The sequence below is a fragment of the Horticoccus luteus genome (assembly GCF_019464535.1).
Lineage (GTDB): Bacteria > Verrucomicrobiota > Verrucomicrobiia > Opitutales > Opitutaceae > Horticoccus > Horticoccus luteus.
In genome coordinates this window covers 231,278-244,475 of record NZ_CP080507.1, presented here as the reverse complement: position 1 = coordinate 244,475, position 13,198 = coordinate 231,278, and the positions used below count along the sequence as shown (strand labels likewise).

Genomic DNA, 13,198 nt, shown 5'->3' with positions numbered 1-13,198 from the left:
CGGCTCACACCACCCGATCCGTCAGCGCGCCGCCCTTCTCCCACGCGGCGAGGTTGGCGAGAAAATGCCGCACGAGCTTCTCATCCTGGTCGCCCATCCCCCCCGCGATGTGCGGCGTGATATGGATATTCGGCGTATCCCACAACGCGTGCTCCGGCGGTAACGGCTCCGGCTCCATCACGTCGAGATACGCTGCGCCGAGGCGCCCCTCGCGCGCCGCCGCGATCAACGCCGCCTGGTCCACCGTCGCGCCGCGCCCCACGTTGTAAAGCCGCGCCCCCGGCCGCAGACACGCCAGCCGCCGCGCATTCAGATAATGCCGCGTGCTCTCGTTGTCGGGCAGCACGTTCACCACGTGATCCGCGAGGGGCAGCACGCTGCTCAATTTTTCCTCCGGCACGATGCGCACGCCCACCTCGCTGCGCGTCTGCCGCCGCACCGCGTAAAGGGTCATCCCAAACGGCTCCAAGAGCTCCGCCAGCCGCCGCCCGATCGCGCCATACCCGAGCAGCACCACCGTCTGCCCCGTCAGCAGGCGACACGCGTAACGCTGCTCCACATACGACCACGCCCGCTCGCCAATCTGCGTGGCGTGCGCCTCCAGCAAACCCCGGTTCAACGCCAGCATCATCGCCAGCACGTGCTGCGCGCACGGATCCGCAAACACCGATGAGGCGTTGGTCATCGCCGCCCCACGCGCCCGCAACGTTTCCTTGAACGCCTCGAAATCGTAGCGCGTGTAGCCTGCTGCCGTCACGGCGAGCCAGCGCAGCCGCTGCTCCGCCATCACCTGCCGCGGATCCGGCTGCCCAAACGCCACATCCGCCTCCGCCAACGCCGCGTCGCTGCGCGCATCCGTGTGCACGTTGTTCGACATCTGTTGCGACCACACGAGGCGATGCGGCATGGCGGCGAGCGCTTGCTCCAGCTCGGCCCGCGCCGACGGCCGCAACCTCATGTTGCTCCAGATCGTCAGCCCGCCGCTCATTTCGCTGGCGCCACCAGCAATTCGTGCGGCCCCTCCGTCCCGTCGAGTTTCACCGGCTGCGGCTTCAGCGAATAGTAACGCAACTTCCCCATCGACTCGATCCGCGCATCCAACACGAACCGATGTCCGCGCTCCGCTTCCGCCGGACGATATCGCAGCATGAACCCGATCGGCGGCCGCCCCGAAGCCGACGTGCTCTGCTCCGCCACCACGCCCGCCGGATCATCGGGCGACGACACGTCCAGCAACCGCACCGTCAAAACCGCATCGTCCGGCAACGCCGAATTGTCCGTCGTCAGCACGTGCCCCGCCAGCGTCAGCTGGTCCACGACCGGCGGCGTTTTCTTCGGCGTCGTGCAGCCCGCCCACCACAGGGCGGTGGCCGCACCAAGGAGCAGACGCAGCGTTCTCATCGACATTCGGCCACCTTGCCCGCGCCCGCCGCGCGTCGCAAGTTTTCCGCGCGAAGATTCACCTCCGTGAGCAACTCCGTGTGCTCGCGCGCCTCCACCCCGTTCGTGTGCACGAGGCCCTGCGCAAACGGCGGCTGCTCCGCCGGCTCGTCGCGCCAGCGGCTCCAGGCGAAACCCACGACGGCCGGATGCCGCGCCAGTTGCTCCAGCGCCGCGCGCCCCTGCCGCATCATGCGCTCCACGCTCGTCGACTTCCGCGCCCGTCTCGCCGTCGGTGCCGCCCAAAACGCTTCCTTCGCCCACGAAAATCCATCCACCCACACCGGCCCCGTCGCCCCCAACCCCACTTCATCCGCCCGCCCGCACGTCACATCCACCGCCGGATAAACCGCCTCGCGCCGCACCGCGGGATCGCTCCCCCGCCGCGCCCGCGCGCCAAAAATCAGATGCTCCGGCACCGCCGCCCGCAACGCCGCCGACGTCAGCATGAAGTAGCGCCGCGCAAACTCCCGCGCCCAGCGCGCCTCGTCCCGCAGGTACCCGCGCGATCCGATGCCCCGGTCGCCCCGCGTCAATTCCCGCACGCCCTCCCGATTCGCCAGCGGCACCTGCCACGCCCGCGCGAGCGGTTCGATCCGCCCGCCGTGCCCCGCCAGCACAAATTCCCACGCCGCATGATACGCCGCGAAACCCGGCTCCAGACTCAGACACGTTTGCAACAACATCGGCCGCCCGCTCGCCGCCGTCTCGCCCCATTCGATCCCCGTATCCGTCAACCAACCCAGCACATCCGTCCGCCCCGCCAAATCCGCCCCTTTCGCCGCGGCGTGAGTCCGCGCCGCGCGCGCCCACGCCGGATCAAACACATCCGGCAACACCACGCGGCTCCCCCGGATCACCGCCCCCGCCGCGCAAAAATCCGCGTTCGCCAGAAACGGCAGCCCGTCGCCACGCAACTCCGCCGCCGCGCCCGCGCCGAGCGCGTTGGCTCCCCACCGCCGCAACTGCGCCACCGGATGCTCCGGCCCCGCGTCCGCCGCCGCGTCCACGCCATTCACCGCCCGCCCCCACCACGGCTCGCCTGCCGGATCGATCAGCCACCACGCGCCCGACCGATGCTGCGCCACGCGGAAAAACCCCGCCGCGCCCCGCATCGTCGCCGCCTTGAACTCCCCGCTCAGCCCGCTGTTCGCCGCCATGGCGCGCCACACTGCCCACGCCCCCCACCGAAGCAAAGCGCGATTGCGACCCCCCGCGCGTTTCGTTTCCGTCCCCGCGTGACCCCCGCCCGCTTCGACGCCCTCACCGCCCGTTTCGCCCGCCTCCGCGTCGGCGTCATCGGCGATTTTTCCCTCGACCGCTACTTCGACCTCGATCCCGCGCGCGAGGAAACCTCCCTCGAAACCGGCCGCCCCGTGCACAACATCCTGCGCGTCCGCTGCCAGCCCGGCGCCGCCGGCAACATCCTCGCCAACGCCGCCGCGCTCGGCGCACCCGCGCTTTTTCCCCTCGGCTACTGCGGCGACGACGGCGAGGGCTTCGAACTCCGCCGCGCGCTCCAACGCATCCCCGGCGTCTCCCTCGCCGCCTTCCTTACCTCGCCCGCGCGTCACACTTTCACCTACACCAAACCGCTCCTCCCGCGACCCGGCGCCGCGCCCGAAGAACTTTCCCGCCTCGACCTCAAAGACACCACGCCCCTTCCCGCCCCGCTCGAAGCTCAGCTCATCGCGGCCCTGCGCGCCCTCGCCGACCAGCTCGATGTCCTCATCGTGATGGACCAAGCCGGCGTCGCCGGCTGCGGCGCGATCACCGACTCCGTGCTCATGGCCCTCGCCGAAATCACTCGTGCGCTTCCACGCCTCGTCGTCCTCGCCGACAGCCGCCACGGCCTCGCCCGTTTCCCCGCCTGCGCTTGGAAAATGAACGCCGCCGAATTCGCCGCGCTCGCCGCCGCCCTCCCGCCCGCGCCTTCGCCCTCCGATCTTCCCGCCAGCCCCAACGTTGAACCTTCCTCGTCCGCCATCCCGTTCGCGCCACGTCTCGCCGGTGCGCGCGCCCTCGCCGCGCGCCACGGCCAGCCGGTCTTCATCACGCTCGCCGAACACGGCATCATCGGCGCCGCACCCGCCACGCCGCCCACCACCCGACCAACCCTCCCGTCCGCTTCGTCCATCGTCGCCGCCCACGTTCCCGCCCTCCCCGTCCGCGGTCCCATCGACATCGTCGGCGCGGGCGACACCGTCACCGCCACGCTCGCGCTGGCCCTCGCCGCCGACGCGACGATCCATGAGGCCATGACGCTCGCCCAAGCCGCCGCCTCGCTCGTCGTCCACCAACTCGGCACCACCGGCACCGCCACCACCCCTCACCTGCGCCGCCTCCTTTTTCCCGCGCGCCTCAACGCGTAACCGAAGAGGTTGCACCTTCCTCTCCTCCGCCGCGCCCGAGTCTCTCCCGACTGGCCGCCAAGTAACTCAACCGGTTACCACTTGCCCGCCTCCGTTTCCCCGTGCCGCGTCGCTTGTCTCAGGCGACACGCCCGCTTACCCTTCCCTCCTTGAGCGCCGTATCCGATTTCCACGTCCGCCCCGCCGCCCCTTCGCCGACACTCCTCTCCCGCGCGCCCACCTCCGGGCGGCCGACCCTGCTCGTCGCCGAACTCCGCGGCACCGGCGACATCGCGATCCTGATTCCGTTTCTCCAATCCGCCCTCACGCACTTCGACGTCACGCTCCTCGCCCCGCCCAACGCCGCCGGTCTCCTCCATCGTTTCGTCCCCGACGTGGAACTGATTCCCTGCGTCGCCCCGTGGGCGCTGTTCTCCGGCCCGCCCGTGCAACGCTGGCCGTGGACGCTCCTCTTCGGCCTGCTCCGCCAACTCCGCGCCCGCCGCTTCACCGCCGCGACCTCCATCTGGCCCATCGCGCGCGACCACATGTTTCTCCGCCTCGTGCGCCCGCGCCGTCTCCTCGGCTACGGCCACGGCCGCGCGGGCTGGCTGCTCGACGACAACCTCGGCGGCGCCGGCCACGTCCATCGCCCCGCCGCCTGGCGCCACGTCGCCGCGCGCCTCGGCCTTCCACCGTGGCCCGCGCAACGCCCCCGCCTGCGCCCGCCCGCCGCGCCGCGCCGCCTCGTGCTGCACAGCGGCGCCTCGCAGCCCATTCGCGTGTGGCCGCTCCCTCGTTACGCCGACCTCCTCGCGCGCCTCCGCGCGCACGGTTGGGCACCGCTGGTCCTCTGCGATCCGCCGCAACTCGCCGCCTGGCGCGCCCTCAACGAAGCCTCCGCGCGCGTCGTCACGAGCATGGACGACCTCATCGACACGCTCTCCAGCGGCGCCGCGTTTCTCGGTAACGACTCCGGCCCCGGCCACATCGCCGCGCTCTGCGGCGTGCCGACCTTCACGCTCTTCGGCCCGCAAGTCCCCGAGCTCTTCGCGCCCGACCATCCGCAAGCCGCGTGGGTCGAGGGACTCGCCTGCCCGCACAAACCCTGTTTCGATCACTGCCATTTCGCCGAACCCTTCTGCCTCACCGGCATCGGCGCCGACCAGGTCTGGCCCCGCCTCTCCCGGTGGCTCGCGCATCTCACTCAACTGCCCGCAGCGTAGAGCCAAAGTCTCTCCACTTCCCTCTCACCCCGAATCACGCTTCCGCCACCATGAGCTGCCCCAACCGCCCTGCCCTGCTCGCCTTGTTCATCGGCCTCACCATTTCCCTCGCCGCCGCCGTGCCGCCGCCCGCCTCCGTCGGCAACTTGGTTTTTAGTTACAACTCCGGCCGCCCATCCGAACAGCGGGAAGTTTTTCTCCAGTCCGACGGCAGTTGCTATGACCTTTATCACCACGATGGATCCTTGGGATCAGATTTACCGCTGCGAATCGGCACTTACACCTACACGGTCAATCCGGACGACACAGCCACAATCGCGCTTAGCTTTCCTGGTGAAACTTTGCGCCCTTATCCGCTCACTTTCGATACTCCAACCTCCGGCTCGGGCTCTTTCCATTCCTCACCTTTTCCCGACACTTTGTTCGGGGTCAGCCCGCTCGTCGACGGCGGCCACGCCTCCAATCTTTCCGCCCGCAGTCTGGTCAACGCCACCACACCGAGCATCGCCGGTTTCATCATTCAAGGCGACCACCCCCGCCTTTGCCTCCTCCGTGCCGTGGGACCGACGCTCGCAAACTACGGCGTCACCGACGCCGTGAGCGATGTCTCGCTCGAACTTCATTCCGGCGCGACTGTGCTCGCCAGCAATGACGATTGGTCCGTGCCGACGCCGGCCCCCGACGCTGGATTCGTCCCGACCCCCGCTGACTTCGAACATGCCTTCGCCGCAGCGGGCGCCTTTCCGCTCGCGCAAAATTCGAAGGATGCCGCGCTGCTCGTGATCCTTCCGCCTGGCACCTACACCGCGCTCGCGCGTTCGCCCGACGCCGGCGAGGTGCTGGTCGAATTGTATCTCGTGCCGTGACCGACCCGGCGCGCTGCCGTTGGTCGTAGGCCAGCGAGCTTGCTCGCGCTCTGCATGGTACGTTTTGCGCCCTTGACGCGCGGGCTTGCCCGCTTCGCCCCTTGATGGGAGAACTGGCCCGCCCCGCCCCATGGAAGCCGTTCTCGTTCTGATTCTGGTCCTGCTCGTTTTTCTTCTGGTGCTTCCGATCGTCGCGATCGTGCGCTCCAATCGCGACCGCAAGCGTCAACGCGAGCTCGATCTCCGCCTCACCGTAGTCGAGCAACAACTCGTCCGCCTCCGCCAATTTCCCGCGTCCGCCTCCGCACCCGCTGCCACCCCGCCCACCGTCGCCGTTCCCGTCGCGTCGCCAACACCAACTCCTCCCGCCGCTCCCTCAACTCCTCGGCCGCCCGCGCCCATCGCCGCGCCCTTTCCCGCATCCACGGCCGCGTCGACTCCGACATCACCACCCGTCCTCGCGCCGACCAAACTCTCGCCCGTCACGGTCACTGCGGCCGCCACGCCGCCCACCCGCCCCCGCCTCGCCATCGACTGGGAGCAATTCATGGGCGCCAAACTCTTCGCCTGGCTCGGCGGTCTCGCCCTCTTTCTCGGCATCGCGTTCTTCGTCAAATACTCGTTCGAACACGACCTCATCCCGCCGGAGGTGCGCGTCTCGCTCGGCTTCCTCGCCAGCGTCGTGCTGGTCGTCACCGGCCTGAAAATCCGCAGTCCGCGCTATCGCATCCCCGCACACACGCTCTGCGCCGCGGGCATCGTCAGTCTCTACGCCGTCACGTTTTCCTGCCACGCGATCTACCACTTCGTGTTCTTCGGCGCGCTCCCGACCTTCGGCCTGATGGCGCTCATCACCGCCGTCGCGTTTCTTCTCGCCATCCGACTCGACGCCAAAGTCGTCGCCCTCCTCGGTCTGCTCGGCGGCTTTCTCACGCCCGTCGTGATCTCCACCGGGCACGACAACCCCGTCGGCCTCTTCTCCTATCTCGCGCTCCTCGACGTCGGTCTGCTCGCCGTCGTCCTCCAGCGACGCTGGGCGTTTCTCGCGCCCCTCGGCGCCGCCGGCACGCTCGCGCTCGAGGTCGCTTGGTTCACCAAATTCTTCGCGCCGGAAAAGCTCCTCGTCCTCGCAATCGTCGGCGTCGGCTTCAGCGTGCTCTTCCAACTCGCCCACGTCGCCGCGCGCCGCCTCCGCCGCGCCTCGCCGCTCCTCACCGCGACCGCCGCCGGATTTCCGCTGCTCCAATTCGGCTTCGTCCTGTTCCTTGTCACCGGGCCGGCCTTCGCCGCCGCACCCGCCCTGCTCTTCGCATTTATCTTCGCCCTCGACGCCTGCCTGCTCGCGCTCACCTGGCGCGACGAAGCCATGGCGCAACTCCACCTCATCGCCGGCGCCGTCGTTTTCCTGCTGCTCGCCATCTGGACGCTCAACCACATCGCGGTCGCCCCGCTCCGTCCCGCCCTCGCGGCCTACGTCGTCTTCGCCGCGTTTCACACCGCGTTTCCCCTCCTCCTCGTACGTCGCTCGCCCGCCAGCCGCCCCACCGCGTGGAGTCAGTTTTTCCCCGCCGTCACGCTGCTGCTGATGCTCGTGCCGCTCTTTCAGCGCGACGCGCTCTCGTGGCTCTTCTGGCCGTGCGTTCTCCTCGTCGACGCGCTGGCCGTCGTCTTCGCGTTTCTCAGCGCCACGATTCTCGCCCTCGGTCTCGTGCTCGTCCTGACGCTCGCCGCCGCCGCCGCGTGGATTTTTCAACTCCCCGTCGCTGCCACGTCCGTCCCCTCGCTCCTGCTCGTCGGTGGCGTCTTCGTCGGGTTTTTCTTCGCCTTCGGCCTCCTGCTCTGGCGCCGCGCCGGCGAACGTCTCCAGGAAATCCCCACGCCCTCCGCGTGGACGGCCATCTTCGGCGATGCCCGCGCACAAATCCCCGCGTTCTCCGCGCTGCTGCCGTTCGTCCTTCTCATGCTCATGAGCCAACGCCTCCCACTCGCGGACCCGTCGCCACTCTTCGGCGGCGCGTTGCTGCTCGCGGTGCTCACGCTCGGCGTCGCCTGGATCTTCACGCTCGCGTGGCTGCCGCTCTGCGCGCTGATCGGCATCGCCGGCGTCGAATACCTCTGGCACCAGCGCTGGGCCGCCGCGCCCGGCGCGACCACGCCGCTCGCGTGGTATGCGTTGTTCTACGCGTTGTTCGCCGTCTTTCCGTTTCTTTTCCGCGGCCGCTTTCGCGCCGCCACCGGCCCGTGGGCCACCGCCGCACTCGTCGGCGTCGCCCAGTTTCCGCTCGTTTACCTGCTCGTGAAACTCGCCTGGCCCAACGCCGTCATGGGCCTCCTTCCCCTCGTGTTCACCCTCGCGCCGCTCGCGAGTCTCGTCGTGCTCGTGCGCGCCCGACCCGCCCCGCCGCTGGCGGCTCCCGCCGATTCGTCAACGTCCCCGACCTCCGCGCGTCTCAACCAGCTCGCCTGGTTCGGCGGCGTCGCGTTGCTGTTCATCACCCTCGTTTTCCCGATTCAATTTGACCGGCAGTGGATCACGATCGGCTGGGCGCTCGAAGGCCTCGCGCTCTTCTGGCTTTACCGCCGCGTGCCGCATCCCGGCCTGCATCTCGTCGGCGCCGCCTTGCTGCTCGCCGCGTTCGCCCGCCTCGCGTTCAACCCCGCCGTCCTGCACTACCACGCTCGTGCCTCCGCTCCGCTCCTCAACTGGTATCTTTACGCTTACGCCGACGTCATCGTCTGTCTCGTGCTCAGCGCCCGCCTCCTCACCCGTTCCGGCCAACGCATCCTCGGTGCTTCGCTCGCGCCCCTGTTTCACGGCCTCGCCGTCGTGCTCGGTTTTCTTCTCCTCAATGTCGAGATCGCCGATTTCTTCACCGCGCCCGGCCAGCGCGTGCTCACGTTTCAATTCTCCGGCCATTTCGCGCGCGACATGACCTACACGATCGCGTGGGCGCTCTTCGCCTTCGGCCTCCTCGTCGGCAGTCTCTGGCGCAACATCCGCGCCGGTCGCTACGCCGCCATCGCGTTGCTCAGCGCCGCGCTCGTCAAACTCTACGCGCACGACCTCGCGCGCCTCGGTCAGCTCTACCGCATCGGCGCGCTCCTCGCCGTCGCCGTCATCGCCATCCTCGCTTCCTTCGCCTATCACCGTTTTCGCCCCAGCCATGTGGACAACCCGCCGCCTCCGCCCGTCGCGTAACCGCTTCCTTCCGTTCCTCGCGCTCGCGGTCCTCGCCGCGTCCGCGTCCACCGGCGTCGCCGCGCCGCTCGATGCCACCGCATGGAAATACCGGCAGGCGTTCTCTCTCGAACACCCCGGCTTCGTGCGCCTCGCCCTCCCGCTCGACACGATTGACCGCTCGCGCCCCGGCTTCGCCGACTTGCGCCTGCTCGATCCCGACGGACGCGAACTCCCCTACGTGATCGACATCCCCGGCGCCACGACCGCCACGCTCCGCGCGCCCGCCGACATCCGCATCCAGCTCACCCGCACTGCCACCGCGTTCACCGTCGTCACCGGCACCACCGCGCCGCTCGACGCCGTGCGCCTCACGTCCCCCGAACGCTCGTTTCTCAAATCCGCCACGCTCGAAGCCTCACCCGACGGCCGCACGTGGACCACCGTCGCAACCGGCCAACCCGTCTTCCGCCGCGCCGGCACCGAGTCGCTGCAACTCCCGCTCGACGCTCGCTCCGCCGCGTTCCTCCGCGTCACGCTCGACGACACCACCTCCGCCCCCGTCGCCTTTTCCAACGTCACGCTTGTGCTCGCCGCGAGCGACGGCGAGTTCGCCCTTCCACTCGACGCCCGTCTCACGCACCGCGAAGAATTTGTCGGCGAGACCGCGCTCACGCTCGACCTCGGCGCCCGCCATCTGCCCCTCGCCGCCGCTGAGTTCACGATTTCCACCCCGCAGTTTCGCCGCGCCATCCGCGCCGTCACGCCCGCCTTGCGCGATGGCCGCGCCTCCGACCGCGTCGAGGCCGCCGGCGAACTCTCCCGTCCGCCCATCGCCAACACCGCGCCGCCCGTGCGCTTTCCCCTCAACTTCACCGCCGACTCGCGCGAACTCCACCTGCGCATCACCAACGGCGACAGTCCGCCGCTCGCGCTCGACCACGTGCGCATTTTCCGCCGCCCCGTCTGGCTCGTGTTCCGCACCGATCGCGCCGGCGCGCACACGCTGCTTACCGGTCATCCCGGCATCGCCGCGCCGCACTACGATGTCACGGCCTTCGCCGCGGATCTGCCCGCCGCCCGCCTCGTCAAACCCGCCGTCACGCCCCTCGCCGACAATCCCGACTTCGACGCCCCCGCTCCCCTCGCCACCGTCCCCCTCACCGGCGCCCCGCTCGATCCCTCCGCCTGGCGCTATCGCCGCGCCGTCGACCTCGCCACCGAAGGCGTTTTTCAACTCGAACTCGATCTGCCCGCGCTCGCTCACACGCGCGACGACCTCGGCGATCTCCGCCTCGTGCAGGACCGCCGCCAGATTCCCTATCTTCTCGACCGCCCCGATCTGCTCCGCCCCGTCGCCGTCAACGTCACCGCCGCGTCCGACGAACAACATCCGTCCCTGAGCCGCTGGCTCCTCACCTTGCCCGAGTCATCGCTGCCACTGCGCCACCTCACGCTCGCCGCGTCCACGGCCGTCTTCGATCGCACGCTTTATCTCCGCGAAGAAATCCCCTCCGACCGCGGACCGCGCGTCGTCACCCTCGCCACCGTGCCATGGCGCCGCGCCCCCGATTCGAGCCCGACGGATCTCGTCATCGCGCTTCCCCAACGCCTCGCCACGCGCACGCTCATGCTCTCCACCGACAACGGCGACAACCGCGCGCTCGCCCTCGACCGCGTCGCCGCCGACCACGCCGTTGTGCGTCTGCTCTTCCGCGCCGACGCCGGTCCGGTGCAGCTCTATTACGGCAACCCCGCCGCGTCCCCGCCGCGCTACGATCTCGATCTCGCCGCCCCGCAACTGATCGCTGCCGACAAATCTCCCGTGCCCCTCGGCCCCGAGGAAACCGCCCGCGATGACGGCTGGCCCGCGCGCGTCGCGAGCGGCCTCCGCGGCGGACTGGTCTTCTGGCTCGTGCTCGGTCTCGTCGTGGTCGTGCTGCTGTTGATCGTCGCAAAACTCCTGCCCGCGCCCCGGGCAACGTAGTTAGCCCCGCCGCTCCGCCGCTCACATCACCACGATCGGCACCGCCGTCTCCGCGCGCTCCTCGATCGTCAGCCGCAACGCCTGGCCCGCGTGCGTCCCGGTGAGCCGCCACGTCTTTCCCACGCGGCTCCAGTGCAACGCATCCGCGGCGCCTCCGCGCCGAATCGCCGATGCCGCCGTCACGATCCGCTGCCGCGTAGCCGCCACCGCGCGCACCGCCGCAAACGGATACACGCCCACCGTCGCCGGCAGATCGAGCCGCCCGCTCACCACCTGCACTTCGCCCTCCGCCGCCACGCGCCCATGCAACACCGCGCCCGGCCGCTCGATCGCAAACGTCGCCCCCGCCGCCGACACCTGTCCGCGCCGGTCGTCGTTATACGCCTGGAAACGCACCTCCACCGTCTTCGCCTCCGTGAGATCCACCGCATCGAACACGATCAGCAGCCCCGTCTTCAAAAACACGATCGTCCGCACCACGCGTTGCACCGGCAATCCCGCCAGCCGGTACGCGTCGGTCGCATCGCTCGTCGCGCGCATCCAGTCGTGCGCGACGCGGTGATCGAGCAGCGTCGCGCTCGCCTTCGACGCGTTCACGCCTTCCTCGCCGTGATGATACGCGTGGCCGCGCCCATCGATCAGCACCGCCGAATGCGCCTCCGTCTGCCGCAGCAACCACAGCGGGTTGCTCACCGAGTAACTCGCGTGCAACGGATCGTTGATCAACCGCTCGCCCCACGCCGCGAACAGCACGCTGTTGCGATCCGCATGCTCGTGGTTCACCGGCCCGCCGCTGCGCAGACACACCACGCGATCTTCCAGCGCCCAGCCGGAACGCGATAACACCAGCCCCGGCGCCACCTCGCGATCGAGCGTCACATCCGGCGCGATCCGCGGCGGCACCGTCGCGTCGAACCAGATCGCCGCCCATTGAAAATCCCCCGCGCCCATCAACCCCGGCCGCACCACCTGCGCCTGCGCCGTCGAATCGCGAAACTCCCGCGCGATCCAAGCGAGCGGATTCACCGATGCTGCCGTGTTCGCATCGCCGATGTTCACACAATCGTCCGGCCGCGCCAACGTCGGCATCGCCGCCGCCAAAGTGTAGCGCGCCATCGTTGGAAAATCCAAGACCGCCCGCTCGTCTGCGCCCCACGTCCGCCGCAACATTTCCACCGCGAGCAGATAGTAGGTGAACGTGAACCCCCAATACCCCGGCCCCTCCGGAAACGATTCGTCCGCCGGCATCCAGCCCGCGAACCGCCGCAGACTGTCGCGACTCAACTCAAACCACTTCTCCGCGTCCGGATGCCGCCCTTTCAAAAAACACGCCGCCGCCGCGAGCCCCGACGTCGCGATGATCCGCAGATTCGTGTGATTCAGCACCTCCGGCCAGCGGCTCACATCCACGTGATCAATATCGCTCACCACCGGATCCATCGACCAGTGCGGCATCGGCTCATGGTGCGTCATCCCGCCCACCGCGCGAAATCCCGCCGGCCCCATCTCTTCGCCCACCCGCCGCACCACCGCCTCCCGCGCCCCGTCGCCCAACGCATCGCCCAGCCAGTCGAGCGCGCAAATCACCGCAATCCCGGTCGACGCCCCGCGCATCACGCCCACCGGAAACTTCCCGTCTTCCAGAATCCAGTCCCACCGCGGGAAATCCATCACGCGCCGATACGCCAGCCTCGCGAGCGCCAGTTGCCGCTCCTCCGGCGCGATCGCCTGCGTAAACGCCGTGCGCTGCAAAATCGCCGTCGCCCGCAACAGGTGCGTGTTGCGCTTCGTCAGGTCGAGTTCGTCCGTGAGGAAACGCGTATCCGCCGCGAGGTCTGCGCCGGTCGACGACGCCCAAAACGCCGCGAACTCCGGCCGCGCGAGCGTCGCCCGAATCCGCGGCCCATCCGCGTCGTCGAACACCAGCCCCCGCCGCACTCCGCCACTCGTCGGCGCCCACCCGGTCGCGGCGTCACCGGCCGCCACCGTCGCGCTCAATTTCCCCGGCCGTCCCAACGCCACCAGCGCGCCCGCGCCCAGGCTGCCTTGCAAAAACTTCCGGCGCGTCACGCCACGCTTCGTTGCGGAATCAGAAGAGGGGTTCATCGCGCGCACCCTTTCTGAATTTTTCCCGCACTTCCACCCCGCTC

Annotated in this window: 9 protein-coding genes; 5 read left to right on the top strand and 4 right to left on the bottom strand. The window is 69.4% G+C overall.

What is annotated here, in order from left to right; translation table 11 throughout:
• Positions 1-4: 4 nt before the first annotated feature.
• Genes K0B96_RS00890 through K0B96_RS00880 form a run of 3 tightly spaced genes read right to left on the bottom strand, consistent with a single transcriptional unit; the run spans position 5 to position 2,600 of the window.
• Entirely contained in the window at positions 5-988 is a 984-nt protein-coding gene (locus K0B96_RS00890) for a D-2-hydroxyacid dehydrogenase (protein WP_255558785.1), read from the bottom strand.
• Positions 985-1,401 (bottom strand): YbaY family lipoprotein, encoded by a 417-nt coding sequence (locus K0B96_RS00885; protein ID WP_220162752.1) that lies wholly within the window; start codon positions 1,399-1,401, stop codon positions 985-987. Before K0B96_RS00885 ends, K0B96_RS00890 begins: the two co-directional genes overlap by 4 nt.
• On the bottom strand, positions 1,398-2,600 hold the full coding sequence (locus K0B96_RS00880) for a hypothetical protein (protein WP_220162750.1): 1,203 nt from the start codon (positions 2,598-2,600) through the stop codon (positions 1,398-1,400). The genes K0B96_RS00885 and K0B96_RS00880 overlap by 4 nt, the downstream gene beginning before the upstream one ends.
• 78 nt (positions 2,601-2,678) lie before the next feature.
• Between K0B96_RS00880 and K0B96_RS00875 the strand changes: the two genes are divergently transcribed.
• The 5 genes from K0B96_RS00875 to K0B96_RS00855 all read left to right on the top strand — a co-directional run bounded on the left by K0B96_RS00875 (position 2,679) and on the right by K0B96_RS00855 (position 11,048).
• On the top strand, positions 2,679-3,812 hold the full coding sequence (locus K0B96_RS00875) for a PfkB family carbohydrate kinase (RefSeq protein WP_220162747.1): 1,134 nt from the start codon (positions 2,679-2,681) through the stop codon (positions 3,810-3,812).
• A 149-nt stretch (positions 3,813-3,961) separates the two neighbouring features.
• Entirely contained in the window at positions 3,962-5,017 is a 1,056-nt protein-coding gene (locus K0B96_RS00870; RefSeq protein ID WP_220162745.1) for a glycosyltransferase family 9 protein, read from the top strand.
• A gap of 50 nt (positions 5,018-5,067) precedes the next feature.
• Positions 5,068-5,883, top strand: a complete 816-nt coding sequence (locus K0B96_RS00865) for a hypothetical protein (protein WP_220162743.1) — start codon at positions 5,068-5,070, stop codon at positions 5,881-5,883.
• A gap of 130 nt (positions 5,884-6,013) precedes the next feature.
• Positions 6,014-9,082: a DUF2339 domain-containing protein gene (locus K0B96_RS00860; RefSeq protein ID WP_220162741.1), complete on the top strand. Its 3,069-nt coding sequence runs from the start codon at positions 6,014-6,016 to the stop codon at positions 9,080-9,082.
• On the top strand, positions 9,048-11,048 hold the full coding sequence (locus K0B96_RS00855) for a DUF3999 domain-containing protein (protein ID WP_220162739.1): 2,001 nt from the start codon (positions 9,048-9,050) through the stop codon (positions 11,046-11,048). The genes K0B96_RS00860 and K0B96_RS00855 overlap by 35 nt, the downstream gene beginning before the upstream one ends.
• 21 nt (positions 11,049-11,069) lie before the next feature.
• Here K0B96_RS00855 and K0B96_RS00850 read toward each other — a convergent pair whose 3' ends face one another.
• Positions 11,070-13,154 (bottom strand): heparinase II/III domain-containing protein, encoded by a 2,085-nt coding sequence (locus K0B96_RS00850; protein ID WP_220162738.1) that lies wholly within the window; start codon positions 13,152-13,154, stop codon positions 11,070-11,072.
• Positions 13,155-13,198: the final 44 nt, after the last annotated feature.